Below are 21,669 nucleotides of genomic sequence, written 5' to 3' on the forward strand. Positions count from 1 at the left end.
AATGCGTTAGGATGCAGTGGAAATTGCCTCTTTTTCTTTTTTAATATCAGGAGAGATGAATTTAAAGGATAGAGCGACAATGAGAACGGAGACGACAGTCATAACGATAAGCCCTGTCAGATGCTCACTGATCTTGCCACCACCATAGAGAATGCTGAATTCAGTCTGTACGGTATAGAACATGATGGAGATATGACTAAAGAACTTATAGAACCCATCCATCATACCGTAAGTGAGAACTGCACCACTTGAAATGGTCTGGATCAGCATCAAAGATAAGTTGACGAAAATCGCTTTATCCTTCAACAAGATACTGAAGATAGACATAAATTCAATAGCAGCGAACAGTTCCAGAGAGTGGAGTAGCCACATCTTCACGAAGGTATCAGCTCCATGTCCACCTTGGAATAAGAAATAAATAGTGAGACCAATCAGCGGTCCAATCAAGGAAACCAATGCATTTACACCTTGTGCAGACCAGAATGCCGGCCAGAGACCCATTTTACCTTTTAACATATTCATTGCGCCTACGACCATCATGGAGAAGATCATTGCACCTACATAATTTACCATCGTCAAGAAGAATGGTGCCATCTGATTGTGCATACCAACAGGCACTGGGTTAGAATAAACAACATTTGGTGTTACCTTCGTTGGAATATCGGCTGCAAGCTCTTTAGCTTGATCTTCTGGCATGTTCAATTTCAGCAGGATTCCCTCAGCTCCCTGAACAGCAAACTGCTGGTTCAGGCTATTCGTGATCTGTGTAGAAATTTGGTCCATCGTGCTGGTTACCATTGCGGGATTAGACTGATTAATAAGGAAGTCCAGTTGAGGGTGCTCACCCTGTTTGGCTAGTTTCTCACTAAAGTCTGCCGGAATATGCAGAATCATATGAATATCACGGTTATTTAGATCTTCTTTTGCTTGTTCTAGTGGAAGATTGGTTACCATTTTAAACGGCAGTTGTTCTTGGAGCTGCTCCGCAATTTGCCCCCCTGCTTTGGTATCTTCATTTACAATGGCGATGGACAGCTCGTCCATATTTCTTGGAATGGCAGAATAGCCCGACATGAAAATGGTGATAAATGCGATCTGATAAAAAATGATCATGACGATACCGCCGATCACAGATCCATTCTTCAACATTGTAAGAAAGTTCTTCATTTAATACATACACCTCTATATATAATATTTATATTAAAGTACTCAAATTTGAGTAAGTAATGAGAAATTATACTATCTGCCAAAGTGAGTGTCAAATTTCACAATTCTTCGCAATGATAAATGTTACAGATTAATCGAAAAAGATGTTTAAGAGATAGACTTGGGTTTAACCAAAAGAGCAGCCCCAAGGTCTAAAAATGACCTTAAAGACTGCTCTTCTTCATGGATATGTTTTACTAATATCACTTTACTGCTTAGTTAGTAGTTATTCGTTAAGACTTCAATAAGTGTATCCCATACCTCCCGTGGAATCTCGTGTCCTACACCTTCGAGTGTAGTTAGTGAAGCTCCAGGAATGGCATCCGCCAAGTGTACCCCATGTTCATAAGGGATAATAGGATCTAGGGTACCGTGGATCACTTGAGTGGGTACATGGATTTCAGCTGTTTTACCTAGATAAGATTCTCCTCCAGTAATCAAGGCGTGATTGTTCAAGCTTGCAGGGTGCTCTGAGTGCTCCCATTCTTCCTCAGCCAGCTTTGTTATTCTGTCTATATCAAATGGATATCTATGGCCAGCAAGCACTTTCCATTTCCCAACCGTAAACTGAATAAACGCTTGTTTATCGGATAAGTCCACCGCACCATTTTCCATAAAGAAGTCTATCACCTTCGCTTCCATCTCCGGTAGATGGGGGGCAAAGTTTGATGTCATGATGAGTGTGATGGCTGATACTCTGTTCGGATGGCGAAGCGCAATCATTTGAGTCAGCATGCCGCCCATGGACATGCCTACGATATGAGCCTTCTCAATTCCGTAGCTATCAAGAACTTGCATGGCATCATCGGCCATGTCTTCGAAGGTATAGTCTGGATGTCCAGGCTCATACGTGGTAGAACGCCCTACATCACGGTGATCATAACGGATTACATACCGCCCCGTTTCAGCTAGGCGCAGACACCACTCCGTTTCCCACCAGACCATAGAAGATTGTGCTCCCATGATTAGTAGAATAGCTGGATTGTTAGCTTCCCCGAAACTTTCTGTGTATAGATGTATTCCATTGATTTGAATTAGTTGTTCGCTCATCGAGCATTTCCCTCCCAGGTTAGAAAAAATAAAAAAACACAGGTTCTATCGCCTGTGTCTGTGCCATCTGTATCCGGAAAAGGGTACCAAATAAGAGAACAGAATCAGGAACCAAGTGATGAGTACCCCCTGGAACCTGTCTATTGTTCTAAAATTTGAAATCGTTGATGAAGGGTTACCTAGTTGGTAGACCATTTCCGATTACATGCACACAGCAGCACAGCTAAAAGTGCTATTCATCTCATGCGCGTACACAATCGAAAATTAGTTAGCCACACGTAACCCTCCACTCCTATTAGTTACCGCCATGGTAACACAATACGAAATGCTTATACAACCATTAATTTACAGGAAAATGCCTGATTGTTGAACGCCGATTCGATCCTTCAAACGATGAAAGGCTTCGTGCGATCAGGAATTGGGCGCTGTAGTAGGTAGACATGATGAGGACACCAGAGTTAGGAACATCCGAAATAAACATATTCCAAGAAAGAATAGAATCAGAGATCACGAATAGGACACTTCCGGTAATGGCCCAAGGGTTAGCTGTCATGATCGCTGACCATAACATGAAGGAAATAACCGTGATATAAGCCAGTACAGGTATGATCAATGTGTCCTTACCACTTAGTTCTAGTGCGGTTATCAGCTCTTTTCCCATGAAAAAGGAGTATGCTCCAATCGGTACAATCGTAATAAATCGGATGACTGAAAACCGCCATTGACTGAAAAAGCCTGTCATATAGAACAAGTGTCCGATTAGAAATGCTGTTAGTCCAATGACAAACCAGATGAGTAAACCATCGCCTAGCATACAGAAGAACAATCCAGCTAGGATGAGGTAGTGTGTACGTGTCTTTCTAGATGGAAGTTGTAAGCATGCATAACCGATCATAAGCCACATGGGGATAAGCTTGAATAAAAGTTTTACCTCCATCGGTTCAGCCGGTATAAAGAAGATGTAAAGAATGCTCATCAGGAGGATGAGCAGTGGTAACCCGTACTTTTTCATTATGGATCGATCCTCCGAAAATGTATTGTGTGCCATACACTTTCACCAAACACCTCGAAAATCCTTTAATTAGGATCGAAATGAAGATTTTTAGGAGATTATTGCATGAATGAACTTAAGATTTCTGCGCGATACCGAGAATTTCACGTCGTATTGCCTCTTGGATGCCGTTAACCTTAGCAGGATCAACGAATGGTGCAATAATGGCCTTTAGCTCATCCAAATACCCTTTGGCATCCGTCAGATGTTGAATCGACACTTTCATTTGGGCTGCATAACGCTGCTTGAAGTCGTGGAGTGCCTCCGCATGTTGTTCATCGGTTCCTGGTTGAATGCAGCGAGCGTAAGTATCTACGATCTCATCCTCAGCGCGATCTGGAAAATATTCATGAGGTGCTGTGCTGTCAAAGATTGCAAAACCGATCTCACGGACGATAACCATATCCAGACTGTTAGGATCAAAACCGCAATGGTAAACCTCAACGTCGAACCCTCGTTCTTCCCCTGCAGCTGCGATTTTTTTGAGCATGGTGGATTTGCCGGAGCCGGCGCGTCCTTTCACGAGATATCTTTTGAGTCCCTGTGTCAGATCCGGAACATAGTCAACGGCGCCCCTTGGAGTAGCTGCCCCTAGGAAACGATGATCAACACGGGCTTGTTTCTCAAGCTGTTGATTACCGTACAATATATTCAAGTATTCATTAGTCATCTCATCAGCTGCTTGAAAATTCATATTATCGATGTACAGAGCCTCCCAATCATCGTGTATACGAAGAGCTTCTGCAAACCCAGCATAGGCTTTCTCATGGGATTGCTTTATGCAGAGGTTGAGGTTTTCAATTTCGGTCTGAAATGCGCTCAGTCCATCTAGATCGATACAGGTATCATCCAGATTTATAAACTGGATAGCAGCCCCTGTCTCATCCATAGACATTCCGCGGAAAGCAGAGCCTGTAATCATACCTGTGCTCAGTTCGGGAACGACCCAGCCGTCGATGGTATCATTATCGGAGGCCGTATGGAAGATCCACCGTTCATAGCCAAGCTCAGAGACCTCGTCTCCAATGCGCTGAATGAGATTGGAATGGCCGCTACCAGGCGATCCATCCACGATAAAGAGCGAATGGATCCCTTGAAGGGTCGAGGAGAGAAGACTTGTGAAACCGCGGGCGGTATTGCCGCTTGCAAAGAAATTTCGAATGATTCCAGTCATAACTGTCACACCTTTCTAGGCTACTGTCATGGGTTTTATTGTTATGGTATTAAGTGAGGATACAAAAGGTGCAGCGTTCATTGATGAATTTGCGTTGAATTGCTAATGACTACCCTTGTGTTCATGTTGGAATTTTGGGACAATAATAAACAGAGTGTTGATGTTGTAGTCATTCATAGCGTAAGATAGTAAGATTGAATTTTAACGTTTCTTAAAAAGAGAGGACATATACATGAACAAACCATCTATATATGGGTTAACCTTAGAACAATTGGCTTCTTGGCTTGAAGAACGGGGGCATAAGAAATCCCGTGCTGCACAGGTATGGGATTGGTTATATCGGAAGCGGGTCACCACCTTTGCAGAGATGATCGATGTAAATTCAGAATGCCTGCAGCTTTTAGAAGAACATTTTGCAATATTGACGTTAGAAGTGCACACAAAGCAAGAATCCGCAGATGGTACGATTAAATTTCTATTCAAGTTGGTAGATGGTAATCTGATCGAGACGGTGCTAATGAGACATAAATTCGGGTTGTCCGTGTGTGTTACGACACAGGTTGGATGTAACATTGGCTGCAGTTTCTGTGCGAGTGGGCTTATAGCCAAGAGTCGTGACTTAACCAGTGGAGAAATTGTTGAGCAGATTATGAAGGTTCAGCTTCATCTGGATGAAGCTAAACAAGGTGAACGTGTGAGTCATATTGTTGTTATGGGAATTGGTGAGCCGTTCGATAATTTCGAGCATATGTCGAACTTCATTCGTGTTATCAAGGATCATAAGGGATTGGCAATTGGACCAAGACATATCACGGTATCGACAAGCGGAATCGCTCCTAAAATTATTGAGTTTGCAGATAGTGATCTCCAGGTCAACCTGGCTCTTTCTCTGCATGCACCGAATAATGAGCTCCGTACCCAGATCATGAAGATCAATCGTGCCTATCCCCTAGAAAAGCTTATGCCTGCTGTAGATTACTATTTAGAGAAATCCAACCGCAGAATTACGCTCGAATATATTTTGCTAAAGGATGTTAATGATCAGAAAGAGCATGCGCTGGAGCTTGCTGAGCTTGTTGGTCATCGCAAAAAATTAGCAAACGTGAATCTTATTCCTTATAATCCGGTGGACGAGCACAGTCAGTATCAGCGTAGTACGCAGGAATCGATTACTGCTTTTTATGATATTTTGAAGAAACAAGGTGTCAGTGTCAGCGTTCGTCTTGAGCACGGAACAGATATCGATGCTGCTTGTGGGCAGCTTCGAAGCAAGCAGATTAAGAAAGTACAATGATGTGCGGCAAAGATCAATTAAATAGAGCCATATAAGTGTTAAACTAATAGGAAAAGCGTATCCGTTCTTGCGATACGCTTTTTTTCTCGAGTGGAATTTCTGGTAATCATAAGAAGGGGGCCTTTATATGCATACTAAACATCGTTTAATGAAGGAACTTGAAACTCTGGGGATTGATCGAAGAGGAACCATACTCGTCCACTCCTCGATGAAAAGCATCGGAGAGGTGGAGGGCGGAGCGGATACCGTACTAGATGCGCTATCGGAATATATGGAGGATGGACTGCTGGTCTTGCCTACCCATACATGGTCGTATATTAAATCCGATAACCCTAAGTTCGAAGTGGACAACTCCCCTTCATGTGTTGGAATACTGCCGGAGCTGTTCCGTAAACGTGAAGGTGTAGTCCGATCCTATCATCCAACGCACTCTGTAGCTGCGTTAGGGAAGGATGCTGCGGCATTTACGGAAGGTGCTGAACGATATAATACGCCATGTCATCGTGAGTCCGTATGGGGGAAGCTTCTGGATCGTAAAGCGACTATCTTATTAGTCGGTGTAGACCTGCGCCGAAACACGTTCATTCATGGAATTGAGGAATGGGTCGATGTCCCAGATCGACTTACTGAGGAGCATGAGGCTCTTGCTACTGTCTTAAGCGATGGTACAGAAATATCGGTCCCTTCACGTAGACACAAAGGTCCTGCCTCCTCAGAATACTTCTGGAAGGTAGAAGATCTTCTGGAAGAACAAGGGGCAATGTATAAGGGGGTATGGGGTGACGCTGTTGTACGTGTGTGTGACACGGTGAAGTTATATGACATTCTGGCTCCAATGTTGCGTGCGAATCCTGAGCTATTCGTAGACAACGAACCGCTTCAGGAGCAGGAATAATCAACGTTGATCTCTGATTTAGGGTACAATGGAATAAATGAAGATAATAGGAGCTGGACAAATGGCTAATGAAGAAGAAGTAATTGTCACCGCAGAAGGTTACGCTAAGCTGGAAGAAGAACTGAAATATTTGAAAGGGCCCAAGCGTAAAGAGTTATCTGAGCGGCTTAAGCTCGCGATCAGCTTCGGCGATCTGAAAGAGAATAGTGAATATCACTCTGCTAAAGATGATCAATCGTTTATGGAAACCCGGATTATGCAGCTAGAGAAAATGCTAACCAAGGCAAAGGTCATTGACGCTAACAGTATTAACTTTGATAAAGTAAATGTGGGCACCGTGGTTGTCCTAAATGATATTGAATTCTCTGAAAAAATTGAGTATCAGATCGTTGGACCCGCAGAAGCAGACGTAGCGAACAATAAAATCTCTTATGAAAGTCCACTTGGTAAAGAGCTGATGGGTAAAGAGGTAGGAAGCGTTATAAATGTAAATGCTCCAATGGGAATCATTAAGTATGAGTTGCTTGAGATTAAAGCAGCTATTTAAATGAATATAAAAAATCCCCCTAAGCTAGGGGGATTTTTTTTAGATTATAATTAAACTTGGATGAACAAGCTGAACTCTTGGCCACTCTTCTCAGGCTCTTGAGCCATCGTGTAGCCGTGTTTAACCACTTCCTCGGGCACGTTACGGAACGCGGATGGACAATCAGAGATGACTTGAAGCAATTGGCCTTTCTTCATGTCGCGCAATGTTTCGAGTGTGTAAATAACAGGATAAGGACAAGATTCTCCACGAAGATCAAGTGTGAAATCAACGGACATTTGTATAATCCCCTTTCTTAAATCCAACGCCGAAGCGGTAATTTTTCTGCCAGTAAACGGCAATGGCGAATCCAATACCGAGAACGACTAGCGTAGCTGTAAGTGCCGCAGCAGGTCCCATGGTTGTGATCAGGTTAACCTTAGATCCGCTCTTCACGAGCAGGTCGTAGACGCCCAGATGATCCCATGCATAAGCAAGGCCTGTTGCGCCCAAAATGTTACCGATAAATACGGGTAAGAAGACGACTTGTCCTTCCATGAGTCGGTACATCATGCCTGTCTCGCAGCCAGCAGCCATTACGATACCAATACCGAATAGTAAGCCACCGACAAAAGTGCTTGGAGCTGCAATTTTCGTAATCGGATCGATTCCGTATACGAGAATGATGATGAGGGTAGCAACAGAACTGATGGCCATACCAAGTGTAATTGCCTTGGTCATGGTTGCACGGCCGCTAATCCACAAATCACGGAATGCAGATGTGAAGCAGATCTGACCTCGTTCGATCAGAATACCGAATGCTGCACCGAAGATAGCAGCCGTACCGAGCATATTGCGTCCAGTTACGAAGAAGTAGACTATAAGGGCGGTATAAGCAAGTCCAATAATAGCCCCCACAAGCGGCTGGATGTTACGCTTTGGCTTAGTGGAAGGAGCTATGCTGCCTTTTGTTAGAACGGGCTTTCCTTTCCACCATCTTGTATTCACGACCTTAGCACCGAAGAATGTTCCGATTGCAGTAGCGACAATGAAGATCCAGGAGTGAAGTGAGAACTGGGGAACCCCTGTAAAGAAAGCTGCAAGGTTACATCCCAGTGCAAGACGAGCACCGAAACCAGCAATGATGCCACCGACTAACCCTTGTACATAACGGCGTTTCTGCTTCGGAATTCGGATTTTGAAATTGCTGCTGAGTAGAATCGTAATCATGGCACCAATAAACATGCCCCATACGATCCAGCCATCAGTCCGAGTCCAAGTGGTTCCATTCATCTTGACGAGATCAAAATAAGCCCAATCGGAAATATCGACCCCGAAGAATTCAAGGATATGGCCTCCAAGACGAGTGAATTCACCGGTTACTGCCCAGACACTCCCTGTAATTCCGAAATAAATAGCACTCAGAATGCCAGCGACGCTCATAGCAACATACGGACTCCAATAATTACCGAACAATTTGGTATAAAGGTTCTTCATCTTTGTTTCTATATCTCCTCAATTGGTGAGAGCTAATAGCCCTCCCGTGTTTGCTGAAAAAAACGAACAATTTTCATTTTACTACAAACCCAGGATGCTTGTGCAAAAATATTAACTTCTATTTATTACACAAATGTAATAGTATTCCAATTTATTGATGAAAACCCTATTTAATTCTTAACTACGGAGATAATGTGTATAATGATAGGTATCGTGTTTGGAAAGGATGATTACATGCTAACGATAAAAGAATATACAGCTGAATTTGTTAAAGATCCGTTCGGCATCTTACCGGGGAAGAGATATGAATTTGTATTCGATCTAGATGTCCCAGAGGATGATGAGCTGTTCCGTGAGAGTGGTGTATATGTACGAGTTATCTTTCTCTCAGATGAGGATCAGTCACGCATAGTGAAATATGATTTCTATGAAAGAACGAGTGATTTGTATCTCGATTTTGATATGGAGCCTGAAGAGGAAGAACAGCTGGCTGAATTTTGCAAAAATAATATACCAGAGTGAACGGTGTGATCAAAGGCATTCCTGAGGGGATGCTTTTTTGATGATATTGAAAGGGTTTAGCAAGTATGCTACCATTTTAATGGAAAATATTACTGTGAATGTGAAAGGTATTATACTCGGAGGGAAGTAAACGTAGCATATGAATATATTGAAGAGTAGTTTTCGATTATTAATCTCTCTTTTAATAGCGGCATTAATGGTGCAATGGATTGTACCTTATCCTCACGCCAAGACAGTCCAGGCCCCTGCGACCTGTGGACAAGGTTGTATCCGGTATGACATTGTTGTCATCGGCAGTGAGATTCAGGGTGTTCTCCTTGCAAGGGAAGCGATGAAGCATGGGCTTGATGTTATTATTCTTGATCCACGAGAGAAACTAGGCGGAGAGCTGATTGAAGGCCAGATGCAGTTTCTGGATGAGCCCAATGACAAGAATCAGAAGAGTCTAGTACAAGGTGATATCAAAGAGTTGTTTGATGGTTTTAAGAAAGGCACAATTCGTAAAGCCCCCGAGTTTAATGCATATTACGATAGTAAGATAGAGGATATCAAGGTTAAGAGTGGGATTGAGATCGAATCTGTAAAGGTGATGAAGGTGAACGGAGAACAGTCTCTTCAATCACTGACTTATCTTGCCGACGGCAAGCGCCATCAGGTACAGGCTGATTATTGGGTCGAGAATACGGACTTTAATGCCCTGACGAGCAAGCTGGATGCCAAGCGGATTCCGGGTATGGAGAGCTTATACAAACAAGATGGACATGAGCCGGATTACATGGCAGCGACACTTATGCTCCGGTTCAAGAAAGTCGATTGGCGCAAGCTTCACCAAACGATCTTAGAGGACTACCCACTGAGCAATGTGCAGAAGAAATATGGCCCGAATACATACGTGGATTGGAACATTGCAACAGGCCTCAGTAACATGATGATGAAGTATAAACCGCAAGATCCACAGATGGTTCTGAGAGGGATGAACACACTCGATCAGGGACATGGCGAAGTGATTATGAATGCTTTATTGATCTATGATGTGGATCCAGCGGATGCGAAGTCCGTTCAGAATGCGCTACATAAAGCGAAAGCTGAGGCACCTTATGTACTGGAATTTATGCGTAAGAATATTCCGGGGTTTGCTAAGGCGGAGCTGAACGGGTTTCCAGATTATTTGTATATCCGAGACTATAACCGTTTCGAGACGGAGTATGTCCTGAATTATGAGGATGTTAAAGAGAGTCATATGTTCTGGGATAACGTGAGTATAGGAGGGTATTCGGTTGATCTTCAGGCCACAAGGCATATTCCCAAAGGCATAGGCTTTGGGAAGACAGACAAGTACGGGATGCCGCTGCGATCATTTGAATTGAAATCTTATGAGAATGTACTGGTCGCCGGTAAGAATGTAGGTGCTGATGTCAAAGCCTACGGTACTGCAAGGATCATGCCGAATACGGCCCTAGCTGCGCAGACGATTGGAATCATCTTAGGTCATGAGATGAAGACGAAAAGGCTCAAGGATCTCAACGAGGACGATTTCCGCCGAATTCATGCTTATTTGAAGAAGGATTACGGTATCTCACTAGATAATAAGGTTGAATAGAAAAGCAGCAGGTTCCTTTCCGCTCACGGAGAGATTCCTGCTGCTTTTTACTGTACCCGTACGCAATGGTTTTGATATGAAGGTTGAATTACTTCACAATAACAGAGCTGCCGGTACTACGGTTTCCTGCAACGTCCGTTGCATAGACGATAACCTTCTTACCTGAGCGCTGCGCTTTGATGGCTACAGAATAATTGCCATTCCGGTCCGTCTTTGCTTTCCCAAGAAGTGTTTTTCCAATATATACGGTCACAGTAGAAGCTGGTTCGGCTTTGCCAGTAACCCGGGTTGAATTTCTTGTAAGTGTATTCACCTTCGGTGCAGGTGGTGGAGTCAGTTCCTTCACTTTGAGGCTATAAGATCCTGTGTTAGACCCATATTTCTTCACCTTGATATAATATGTACCTGATTTGAGATTGAATTGCTGCACTACCTTTTTTGGCTCTGATTCACTAGCATAGTAAACGTCTTTATTAAACAATTCGGTTACCCCATCGCTCGCTAGGAGGTAGACAAGTACTTCATTGATTTGTGATGTGAAGTTCAACTCTACAGGGCCTGCTTTGGGTACCGTTAGTTTATACATGTCTACATCGTCCGACCAAGAGATCCAGCCTTTAACCAATTGATTTGTTATACTGATTGGTTGTGCTTTGTCCTTCGTATTGTTCGGCTCGGAGTCATTACCGTTAGAGCTTTTAAAGTTCGCTTTTAATGTATATTTGCCGGTGTAGCTGCCATATTTCTTTACTTTGATATAATACGTGCCTGCTTCAAGATCTAACGAATCATTCCACTTTTTCGGTTCCTGAGCACTTCCGTAATAAAGGTCTTTCTTCGTAATCTCGGTCGTGCCATCCGCGTCTAGGACATAGATCATCACCTCGTTGATCTGAGAAAAAGCTTCTAAATCAACTTGTCCGGCCTTAGGCAGCTTAAATTTGTAAACATCAGTATCATCCGATACTGAAATATAGCCTGTCTGAACTTTGCCATTGGTCAAAAGGTTTTGCGACTGTTCGATGTTGTTGTTCGGCTCAACGTCATTTCCTTTGACCGGTGTGTGCATCGCCTTAACCGTATAAGTCCCTGTATGTTTACCATATTTCTTAACTTTAAAGTAATAGGTCCCCGCCTCTAGATCAAGTGACAGCTCCCATTTCTTCGGCTCGTCCACGCTTCCATAATAGAGGTCCTTACTCGCAATTTCCGTTGTTCCATCTTGATCTAATACATACAATAAGACCTCGTAATTATGGGAGAATACTTCAAAATCCACCTGCCCAGCTGATGGCACGTCCAATCGATATACGTCAATTGCGTCGGATTCAGAAATAAAGCCCTTCCGTACCGTTCCTTTTAAGTCCAAAGGCTGTGATGCGGCAGTACTGTCATTTGGCTCGATATCGTTACTGCCATTCGGTGTGTGACTTAATTCGAGCGAGTATGCACCCGTGTACTTGCCATATTGTTTAACTTTGATGAAGTACTTGCCTGCCTCTAGATCAAGCCACTTGCTCCACTTTTTTGGTTCTGCTTCACTTCCATAGTAAAGATCTTGCATGGCCATCTCTGTTGTTCCGTCGGATGCCACGATATAAAGCAACACTTCATTAATTTGCGAGAATACTTCTAAATTTACCCGTCCTGCAGAAGGAACTGTGAATGAATACTGATCCATTTCTTTGCCTGCGCTTGTGATGGAGCTGGAAATCTTGTTGTTAAACGTCAGCTCTTGTGTGCCGTCTGCCGCAGCCCACGAGCTTGGAAATATACTGAATACAAGCAATAAAGATAGAATGAAACTCAACCATGACTTTTTCATTTGATTTCTCTCCCGTAAACTATTTTCTTTTACTAAGGGCTTGCTGACTTAATATGAAACTTGGTGATGTCCCCCCCCCCCTAATAAAATAAAAAGCCTGTCATTTTCCCCGAAATGGAAAAAAACAGGCGTGTTTATACCTCTTCTGTTCGGCGGCCCGGCGATCATCGTTCTTGTCAGAACCTTAGACCCGTAGCTTTGCGCCCTTACCTTTCGATAAGTTTGCCATTTCGTAAATTGACTATGTAGTTATTTATACCTAATCAAAAATAGGGAAATAGTAACTCATTAAAATTATAGTGTGGGTCCTAAGAAATAACAATTGTTATATTAATCACAACTATTAACCTTTATCTTAATATGAAATTGTTCATTCTGATTAAACGAATGACTAGAATTGTTGTCGTTAGAGGTACTATGATATAGAACGTCTAAAAAGCTTTCATATTCGTGAGAAACATGGTGTCGTTCCTTATAAAAGTTTGTCTAAACAGGTCGCTTTATTTATTCTTGTAGTTCGTTGTAGGAATACGATTTTGTATTCGCTGGGAACGTGTAGTTCCGCGCATAAAAAAAGAACAGCCAGCGGCTGCTCTTCTTCTACGCCTTACATTGGACGCAGGTCTATACGTGTCGCATAGGTATCTTCCTGAACATCAGCATACCAACCAAGTTGCTCAGCCGTCCAAACAAGGGGAATCATGGTCACTCCTTCGATCATTTGTGGAGGTGATTCCATCGATAAATTGCCGGTCGATGTTATAGCTGCAGCACTTCCAACGGTCATTTGGATCTTATAATCTTTACTTGATAGACGCATGGTGCGGGAGCTCTTGTCCCACGACCACTGAGCATCAAGCGCTTTGACCAATTCTTTGACAGGAACCATGAGATCCTGCTGCCCAGCCCATGCCCGCTTTGTAAAATCAGGCTCCTGTTCTTGTATAGTAGTGAACATATTGCGGACTCCCGGCTCAGGGGTCACCATCGCATGAAGGGTATCTATGTTCAGCTTATAATTCAACTCATCGATGTTCTCCTGGGTCACTCTATACTTGATGTCATCCCGACCAATAGCGGCTGCAATCCATGAATTTACGTTTTGTGAATGGTGAGATAAATCCTTGTATAGATCCAAATTATACGTCCACTCGGTTTCTGTCTGAAAATCATACAGCTTTACATTCTTGTGATCTGCGAATTGTTCAAACATCCATTTTCGCATGGTAATCTGATTATCGAACCGAGCAGCATTACTCTCTTGCCACATCGTCTGACGTAAAATGCTATAAGGAGGATAGTAGAAGTAAAATTCCACATCAGGATAAGCTTTAACGAGCGACAAGATGTTATCGGTAAAGCTCTTTTGCACCACATCGAGGCTCTCCTCGTTAATTCCGAAGTACACATCTTGCTGACTTGCTGTTTTATAAGATTTCATTACCTCATCAGCACCGAATTTTGCTCTATCATTCCAGTTGTTCAGATATTCTAAATCCTTATCTTTATTTCCGAACATTTTGCCATACAGGCTCTTGAAGAGCTGGTCGTATACGGAGTAATTAAATAAGTAATTATAATCATTCCACCATACGTCATCATACATATAAAGAGGGAATTGATCAGAGGCTTGCTTCGTATTCGCCTTCAGCGAGAAGTAGTCGAGACCCCAGAGAATTCGCTTTACCTTACCGGTCTCAAGAGCCAGCTTGGCCGTATAGTAGTGTTCGTCTGCCGTAGATCCTTCGATGGCTAGCTTCATGGCGGTGCCACCTAGAGCTTGTCCTACTTCCGAAGGTAAAAAGTTCTGGGTCATCGAAGTTCCAATAATAATGGTGTCGTAGTCGTAATTTTTAGCAAGCCCGGGGTTCTGGTACCTAGCGTCGCTTGATAGAAAAGGCTTGTACCACGTAGCTTTACGATAAAATTGCAGCGGGTCAAGTACCGCAGTCAAGGTAATGATGGCCGCGGTTAAGGTGATCGTAAACATAGCGAAGCGCAGAAGTATAGCCTTTGCTCGGGCACTGTTTTTTTTAGTTTTTCGGGTGGCTGCATGTTTCGGTTTCGTTATGACCGTATTCGTATTCGGGCTCAAGAGACTCCCACCTTTTTAAAAATTAAAATATAAAAACTCAGAAATTCGGTTGAGATAGAGCAGGGACAAGACGAACATGACAGCCATCGTAAATGCGGTCTTCCAATCGGGATTCATCTGTTCGCGGCGCTGAGTGGAATTCGGCGTGAAAAGTACAATGGGCAGAAAGATGGCGATCATGATGATCGGGATAAGGAGTGTAAGCGGCGAATGAAGTCCAGCGCCGTTCAAACCGCTCATGCCCTTGAGTATACGCAGGGCCTGTCCCCAACTCGTGGAACGGAAGAATACCCAAGTGATGTTAATAAATATAAAAGTAATGAACCATGCGGCCCATATAGGCAAAGGGCGTCCGAGTTTCGCCCATAAGCGATGAATCGCCTGACCGACGCCATGAAGCGCACCCCAGATCATAAAAGTCCATCCAGCTCCGTGCCATAGACCACCGATTAAGAAGGTAATAATGACATTACGCATGGCTATAGCATCTCCTCGGCGGTTCCCACCCAGCGGAATATAGATATAATCACGCAAGAAGCGGCTCAGCGTCATATGCCATCTTCTCCAGAAATCCTGAAGGTTAACAGCTTTATAAGGTGAATTGAAATTCTCAGGTAACTTGATGTTGAAACATAGGGCAACACCGATGGCCATATCCGTGTATCCACTGAAGTCAAAGTATAATTGGAACGTGTAGGACAGTGCGGCAACCCACGAATCCACGAATCCCGTAGCCGAGTTGAATCCGTCATTTGCGAACACGGCAAACGTATCAGCTATGACAACCTTTTTAATTAATCCGATGCAGAATATATACATACCTCTTGAGAGGTTAGACCAGTTCACAATCTTGTTACGAATTCGATCGAACTGAGGCATCATTTCGCTATGGTGAAGAATGGGGCCGGCAATGAGATGCGGATAAAAGGTAACGAACAGAATATAGCTGAAAAAGTTATACTCCTGCGCCTTTCCTCGGTAGCCATCAACGAGATAGGCAATCTGAGTGAATGTAAAGAAGCTGATTCCAAGCGGCAAAATGATGTGTAACATGGGGATATTTCCGCCCGTGAGGTGGTTGAGATTGTCTAGGAAGAAGTCAGCGTACTTGTAGTAACCAAGCAGGAGTAGGTTCATAATGATTCCGAAGGTGAGTATGAGCTTACGTCTGCGCTTATGTGTGGTATGTGTATCGTCCTTGGAGGTTAGTAGACGTCCAATCATATAGTTAAACACGATCGATCCGAGCAGCAGCGGGATGTATTTAACATTCCACCAGCCGTAGAAGAAGAGAGACGAGAGGGCTAACCAGTACTTGGACAAGTCCGTATACCTGAAGCGATTAAGTGCGAAATAAACAATTAAAGTAACCGGCCAAAACATAAAGATAAAAACATATGAATTAAACAACACGGGGTCTATTCCTACTTTCTTCCTTTAATAGATTGTTCTTAGAGAATTATCGACATGGAAGCTAAATATATGAATATAGTAATTATGGGATATTTTGAATATGAATGATAGACTCTACATGAAAAAAAGGAATCATACGGAAAAACCGCCCAGGGAGACCCTCGGGCGGTTTAAAAAGTTCTGGAACAAAGATGTTTTACTTTTACGGTTTAAGCTTAATGCGCATCTCGTCTTCCAGCTGTTCTGTTGTGTATCTATAAATGTAAATTTCCAGATCGGATGGATCAAAGTTCTCATAGACGTCCATATGTTTATTGTTTCCATCACCTAATATGCCCATCATTGCCGGTTTCCCGTATTCTCGATCCTTACCGCTTAAATAGTAGGTCTGGTTAACCCCGCCAAATGCCGGATCAGAGCTTAAGGATTCCACGTACAGATGATTGTCTTTCGTATAGTACTTCCATGTAATTGGATATCCTGCAATCCTTGAATTAATGGTTTGCTGCTTATCCGAGATATTCGTTAAACGTATCGGATGGTCGTCACCTACATGTTCATCCACACGGTGACTCGCAACCAAGGATACAGGCTTATTCACAAGAGAAGCGGCATCTAGCCCAGTCATTTCAAACCGTAATTCTGTTTTGTTCGGCTTGTTAGTTCCGTATGAGATACCCCCATCCAGAAGAAGGCCACCCACGTCGAGTTGATAGTTCATATATGGAACGCGTGTGTATTTCTCTTTGTGAGTCATGATCAGCCGCACCTGTGTTGGTGTTACAATCATCTTACTTATTTTGGTTCCGTCAGTAACTTGGTCTACCGGAATATTCAGTGCTTCTTCAAATGAACTCTTTTCTAATTGTTTCTTGGAAAGAGATAAGTTTATGTTCCAAGAGCCCTCAGCTGTTCCCACGATTCGATCATAACCAAGCTGGAACTTGATTTCCTTGGAACGTAGTTGATCGGATTTGAACATTTGCTGACTCAAGTATTCATTAGAAGCTCCCGGTGTTCCGAAGACAGGTGTTTCCGCTTCTTTAATGGGCTCATGTTGATTATCTAATGCTTGAACCCGCACCCAGCTTCTCTTTTGTAGCTCCGGGTCTGTGAATGTGATGGATGATTTCAACAGCACCTTACCATCAGACTGATCGAAAGACTGCAATGTCACACTGTCTATGCCATCCTTTTGAATATTGAATATCTGTGTTTTAGAGCTATTAGGATCGTAATCGATGGTTTGTTTGCCGTCACCCATAAAAACGAGATCCTTCATCGCAAACTCAACATTAGCCGTGCTTCCATCTAAGACCCAGTCTGTTTCGAAATATCCCTGAAATACACCCAGCTGTTCATTCCACCTATGTGTATAAGTTCCCTCAATTAGATTGCCTTTCTGATCTTTAAGGCCGATTTGATCAAAGCCTACATCTTTTCCATCCCATGAAGATCCGGGATTAATGCTGTAGAGTAGGAAGGTCCGATTCTCATCCGTGAATGCGGTATGGAGCGTCAACGTCACGCCGCTATTCGTTATCGATTGATTAATCGTTTGGCCTAAGCCTTGCTCCAATGCAGACTGAATACCGGATTTAAAGGAGAGAATATCGGACCAATCGTATTGAATAGCTGCATATACTGGTGTAGCCATCAAGGCAACTGATAACGAAACAATAACCGCAGTTCTTTTACGTCTCCGTGGGCGAGATGTCACGAATTCACTACCTACGACCTTTAGCTCTTTCTGCTCGATACTGTTCCACATCTTATCGAAGTCAGGATACACGACGTTATTTGCAGCATTCATCTGGTTCTTTAAGTCTTTCTCAACGCGTTCCAAATTGCTTCTCTCCCTTCAAATAAAAGCTATGGTGTTGCTGCTCGAGCTTTTTTCGCATCATCTTTAAAGCTTTATGGAGTCTTGACTTAACCGTCCCTACGGGGACGTTCAATGTCTCCGCAATTTCGGCTATCGATAATTCACCGATGAAGCGGAGGGTAACGACCGCCATCTGTTTATCGGGAAGCTGTTTCAGCAGTTTCTCCCATTCCGCCGCATCTGCTTTCTCAAGTACAAGGGTATCAACGGATTTGGCTGCTGCTGTGGCCTGATCATAAAGCCACTCCACTTCGGGCTGTTTATCGCGCTTGGTCTTGTTTTTTCGGATAAAGTTTAAGCAGTGATTCATCGTGATGCGCATGATCCAAGCACGTACTTGATCAACACTTCGCCAGTCCTGATGAAATACGGTGACGAATACGTCGTGACAGAGGTCTTCTGCATCTTGTGCGTTCCGCAGCATGTAATAGCAGGTACGATACACATCTTTGTTGTATGAATCGAATAGTTCACGTTCTGTCGTCAATGAAAGGCTCTCCTTTCTTTGTGTGATGTAATATAAACAGATGACCATGGAAAAAGGTTCATCCTTTTTAAATTTGTGAATGTTGATCATCTTAAAATTTGTTTTAGTTAAAAATACCAATCGTATATATTAAAGAAGTATAATTCAAAAAGATTAGATACGGAGGGACAACCATGAAGAAGATTGCTGTTTTTTGCGGATCGAGTGACGGTGCTTCACCCGCGTATAAGGAAGGTGCTGTGCAGCTAGGTAAAGAGCTTGCCAGACGAGGGATTACACTTGTATATGGAGGGGCAAGTGTCGGCATTATGGGGACTGTAGCCGATGCCGTTCTGGAAGCAAGAGGGCAAGTCATTGGTGTCATTCCCCAAATGCTTGAGGACCGGGAGATATCTCACCGCGGCTTAACGGAGCTTATCGTTGTGGGCTCGATGCATGAGAGAAAGATGAAGATGGCGGAGTTGGCAGATGGATTTATTGCATTGCCGGGAGGTCCGGGTACAATGGAGGAATACTTCGAAATTTTCACCTGGGCTCAGTTGGGGCTCCATCAGAAGCCTTGCGGTATTCTGAATGTGAACGGCTATTACGACCTGCTGATCTCATTCTTCGATCATATGAATGAACAGCAATTCCTACAGGATAAATACCGTGCGATGGCACTTGTTGCCGCTAGTCCGGATGAATTAATAGAGAAGTTCAATGCATACAAGCCACCAACAGTGAAGACTTATATAACAGAAGACGAAACGTAACAATACAAAGTCAAAGGGACCCGCCACAGCTTCATGCTTGGCGGGTCCCTTATTTAACTAGCGCTTGAGTCCATTCCGTGTTTCATTATCTGCGACTACAAGCACATCCATGTGTCTTGTACCTCGAAGTAGCTTTTTGAAGATATTACCTTGGCGTATTTGTTTCCAGACCGAGCCGCTGGATTGGCCGATAATCATCTGAGTAGCTCCAGCTTTATCGGCTTCGGTCATGAGAATTGAAGGAATGTCCTTCTGATGCTCTGCCTTTTGAACAATAAATGTTCCACCTAACTGTTCTGATAAGGTGTGAAGCATCTCTAGGCGGTCTTTGATGTCTCTATTGCTAGATAAAGATTCTACTCGAACAAAGGTTACATACCAGGTTGCCTTAAGTCGGTGGGCAATTCGGAAGCCGCGGCGGATCAATCGCTCTGCCTGAGAGCTGAGGCTTACGCATACGTAAATGACCTCTTGGCGCCTCCATGGGCCCCTTAGTGAACTGCTACGCTCCCATGATTCAAGGCGCTCATCCACATCGTCTGCCAGTTCCCGAAGTGCCAACTCTCGGAGTGCGATAAGATTACCCGTCTTGAAAAAATGACTAAGCGCCTGGTTGACTTTATCCAAGGCATAGATTTTACCGTCCTTCATTCGCTGCTGCAGTGACTCGGGGGTCACATCGATCAGCTGGACCTCGTCTGCTAGCTGTAAGATATGGTCCGGCACAGTCTCCCGGACACGAACGCCGGTAATCTGCTCTACCGAGTCGTTCAGGCTCTCTAAATGCTGCACATTAACCGTTGTGATGACCGAAATACCTGCGCCGAGAATGTCCAATACGTCCTCATATCTCTTCTTGTGCTTACTGCCCGGCACATTCGTATGCGCCAGCTCATCGACGAGTACGACATCTGGATTTCGGCGGATGATCTCATCCGTATCCATCTCTTCCAGATGTGTACCCCGGTAGTCAACGATCTTTCGGGGAAGGATTTCAAGCTTTCCCACCTGCGTTAGCGTTTCTTTACGTCCGTGTGTTTCGAGTAATCCGGTTAGCACATAGATCCCTTTACGAAGCAAGTCATTGCCTTCCCGGAGCATGGTATACGTCTTGCCTACACCTGGGGCAGCTCCGATATATACCTTGAACCGTCCACGCTTAATCTGCCTGATCTTCTGGTCAATCTCTTGTGGATTTAACCGGTGGAACGACTCAAATGGACCAGGAGGCCGATTGATCTGAGCGGGTAGGATGCGTTCCCCTTCTAGCTCCGTGCGGTCAGCCACGATGAAAATATCTACACCGCGTGTTCTCTGAAGCAGATCATGGATGATGGAGCCTTGATATAACTCCTGCCACCGAGTCTGCCTCGAATGCCCGAGCACAATCCGGGTTACATGATGCTCTAGTGCGTATTTCAGGAGCACTTCCGCGAGCGATCTTCTGGAACAGCGGGGAAGCTCTTCAAATTTGGCTTCGATTCGTGATGTAAGCTTAACGATGGAGCGTTTAAAGGTGGTCTGCTCTTTACTAAGCTCCTTATTCTGATCAACAAACGTAACGACCAGCAGGTCACCGTTGAGTCTCTTTGCGATCTGCTGACCACGACGTATATAAATAGAGCCGTTCCAGTGATACTGGATGGATACTAAGATCCGCTCATCTGCGCCAGATGGTCCGATTAGTCCCAGTTCTTTACGATATCTTTCAAGAGATCCGCTCACGCCCTCTGCAACAAGCCGGAGGGTAAGCTCCCGCAGGACAGCCAGATTTCCGTGCTTTAGTACATCTATGCCCCCGCCAGATAATCCCTCTGCTGCACGGCTGAGCATCGTTTCGGGGGTGACATCGATTAATACGACTTCATCTGCCAGCTCCAGCGTATCTGTTGGTACGGTATCTGTAGTCTTGATTCCGGTCAGTTTACTCGCAATCCCTCGTACGTCTTCCAGTTCATATACGTTAATCGTTGTAATGACACTGATCCCGCAGCTCAGGAGGTATCTTATATCCTCAAGCCGGGTAGCGTGCCGTGCACCCTCCCGGTTTCGATGAGCGAGTCCATCAACGAGCAACACCTCTGGATTTCGCTGCATGATCCGCTCGATATCCAAATCTTTTTGCTCAACACCATTCTTTATCCAATGAATACTGGGAATCCGGTTCAAATCGCCGATCTGCTCCATCGTTTCCGGACGCTGCATCGTAGACACAGCACAGATGGCAACATCGATGCCCTGAGACTTTAAAGTCTGGCCTTCGCGGAGCATATGATATGTCTTTCCAGAGCCGCTTACGGCTCCGATATACACCTTTAGCCGTCCTTGATGCAGCTTCGAGATGGAGCGTAGGATTTCTTCAGGTGTTTTTCTTCTGAATGGATTCATGCATTT

General features: G+C 44.0%; 18 protein-coding genes and 1 riboswitch. Of the genes, 6 read left to right on the top strand and 12 right to left on the bottom strand.

Annotated features, from left to right (window positions below; genetic code table 11):
- Positions 1–6: 6 nt before the first annotated feature.
- From AC3WJJ_RS19695 to AC3WJJ_RS19710, 4 genes are all read right to left on the bottom strand, one after another.
- Positions 7–1,167 carry a YhgE/Pip domain-containing protein gene (locus AC3WJJ_RS19695; RefSeq protein ID WP_492543383.1) on the bottom strand — a complete coding sequence of 387 codons (1,161 nt, stop codon included), beginning with the start codon at positions 1,165–1,167 and terminating at the stop codon, positions 7–9.
- Positions 1,168–1,425: 258 nt separating this feature from the next.
- On the bottom strand, positions 1,426–2,256 hold the full coding sequence (locus tag AC3WJJ_RS19700; protein WP_492543384.1) for an alpha/beta fold hydrolase: 831 nt from the start codon (positions 2,254–2,256) through the stop codon (positions 1,426–1,428).
- Between the two features lie 340 nt (positions 2,257–2,596).
- On the bottom strand, positions 2,597–3,268 hold the full coding sequence (locus AC3WJJ_RS19705; protein ID WP_492543385.1) for a lysoplasmalogenase: 672 nt from the start codon (positions 3,266–3,268) through the stop codon (positions 2,597–2,599).
- A 115-nt stretch (positions 3,269–3,383) separates the two neighbouring features.
- Positions 3,384–4,481, bottom strand: coding sequence for a PRK06851 family protein (locus AC3WJJ_RS19710; protein ID WP_492543386.1), 1,098 nt, complete (start codon positions 4,479–4,481; stop codon positions 3,384–3,386).
- A 232-nt stretch (positions 4,482–4,713) separates the two neighbouring features.
- Here AC3WJJ_RS19710 and rlmN point away from each other — a divergent pair, with 232 nt between their 5' ends.
- The 3 genes from rlmN (at position 4,714) to greA (ending at position 7,217) form a co-directional block, all read left to right on the top strand.
- Complete coding sequence (gene rlmN / locus AC3WJJ_RS19715) at positions 4,714–5,775, top strand: dual-specificity RNA methyltransferase RlmN (RefSeq protein ID WP_492543387.1); 1,062 nt, start codon at positions 4,714–4,716, stop codon at positions 5,773–5,775.
- A gap of 127 nt (positions 5,776–5,902) precedes the next feature.
- Positions 5,903–6,670, top strand: coding sequence for an AAC(3) family N-acetyltransferase (locus AC3WJJ_RS19720; protein ID WP_492543388.1), 768 nt, complete (start codon positions 5,903–5,905; stop codon positions 6,668–6,670).
- Positions 6,671–6,731: 61 nt separating this feature from the next.
- A complete protein-coding gene (gene greA / locus AC3WJJ_RS19725) occupies positions 6,732–7,217 on the top strand; it encodes a transcription elongation factor GreA (RefSeq protein WP_492543389.1) in 486 nt (161 codons plus the stop codon).
- Positions 7,218–7,267: 50 nt separating this feature from the next.
- Here the strand turns inward: greA and yedF are convergent, their stop codons facing one another.
- Both yedF and yedE read right to left on the bottom strand, forming a co-directional pair.
- Entirely contained in the window at positions 7,268–7,495 is a 228-nt protein-coding gene (gene yedF, locus AC3WJJ_RS19730; RefSeq protein ID WP_492543390.1) for a sulfurtransferase-like selenium metabolism protein YedF, read from the bottom strand.
- Positions 7,485–8,693, bottom strand: a complete 1,209-nt coding sequence (yedE, locus tag AC3WJJ_RS19735; RefSeq protein ID WP_492543391.1) for a selenium metabolism membrane protein YedE/FdhT — start codon at positions 8,691–8,693, stop codon at positions 7,485–7,487. Before yedE ends, yedF begins: the two co-directional genes overlap by 11 nt.
- Before the next feature lie 234 nt (positions 8,694–8,927).
- On the opposite strand from yedE, the gene AC3WJJ_RS19740 reads away from it, so the two are divergent.
- Entirely contained in the window at positions 8,928–9,215 is a 288-nt protein-coding gene (locus AC3WJJ_RS19740; protein ID WP_492543392.1) for a DUF6509 family protein, read from the top strand.
- Positions 9,216–9,354: 139 nt separating this feature from the next.
- Positions 9,355–10,815 carry an FAD-dependent oxidoreductase gene (locus AC3WJJ_RS19745; protein ID WP_492543393.1) on the top strand — a complete coding sequence of 487 codons (1,461 nt, stop codon included), beginning with the start codon at positions 9,355–9,357 and terminating at the stop codon, positions 10,813–10,815.
- Positions 10,816–10,903: 88 nt separating this feature from the next.
- On the opposite strand, the gene AC3WJJ_RS19750 is transcribed toward AC3WJJ_RS19745, so the two are convergent.
- The 5 genes from AC3WJJ_RS19750 to AC3WJJ_RS19770 form a co-directional block, all read right to left on the bottom strand.
- Positions 10,904–12,640, bottom strand: coding sequence for an Ig-like domain-containing protein (locus AC3WJJ_RS19750; RefSeq protein ID WP_492543394.1), 1,737 nt, complete (start codon positions 12,638–12,640; stop codon positions 10,904–10,906).
- 148 nt (positions 12,641–12,788) lie between these two features.
- Positions 12,789–12,877: riboswitch (cyclic di-GMP riboswitch) on the bottom strand.
- A gap of 370 nt (positions 12,878–13,247) precedes the next feature.
- Positions 13,248–14,735 (bottom strand): copper amine oxidase N-terminal domain-containing protein, encoded by a 1,488-nt coding sequence (locus AC3WJJ_RS19755; protein WP_492543395.1) that lies wholly within the window; start codon positions 14,733–14,735, stop codon positions 13,248–13,250.
- A 15-nt stretch (positions 14,736–14,750) separates the two neighbouring features.
- Positions 14,751–16,148, bottom strand: coding sequence for an MBOAT family O-acyltransferase (locus AC3WJJ_RS19760; protein WP_492543396.1), 1,398 nt, complete (start codon positions 16,146–16,148; stop codon positions 14,751–14,753).
- A 202-nt stretch (positions 16,149–16,350) separates the two neighbouring features.
- Positions 16,351–17,994: a DUF4179 domain-containing protein gene (locus AC3WJJ_RS19765; RefSeq protein ID WP_492543397.1), complete on the bottom strand. Its 1,644-nt coding sequence runs from the start codon at positions 17,992–17,994 to the stop codon at positions 16,351–16,353.
- Positions 17,981–18,520 (bottom strand): RNA polymerase sigma factor, encoded by a 540-nt coding sequence (locus tag AC3WJJ_RS19770; protein ID WP_492543398.1) that lies wholly within the window; start codon positions 18,518–18,520, stop codon positions 17,981–17,983. Before AC3WJJ_RS19770 ends, AC3WJJ_RS19765 begins: the two co-directional genes overlap by 14 nt.
- Positions 18,521–18,693: 173 nt before the next feature.
- Between AC3WJJ_RS19770 and AC3WJJ_RS19775 the strand changes: the two genes are divergently transcribed.
- A complete protein-coding gene (locus AC3WJJ_RS19775; protein WP_492543399.1) occupies positions 18,694–19,275 on the top strand; it encodes an LOG family protein in 582 nt (193 codons plus the stop codon).
- A gap of 57 nt (positions 19,276–19,332) precedes the next feature.
- Here AC3WJJ_RS19775 and AC3WJJ_RS19780 read toward each other — a convergent pair whose 3' ends face one another.
- Positions 19,333–21,663, bottom strand: coding sequence for a histidine kinase (locus AC3WJJ_RS19780; protein WP_492543400.1), 2,331 nt, complete (start codon positions 21,661–21,663; stop codon positions 19,333–19,335).
- Positions 21,664–21,669 lie beyond the last annotated feature (6 nt).

Source organism: Paenibacillus sp. FW507-14B1B (genome assembly GCF_058781425.1).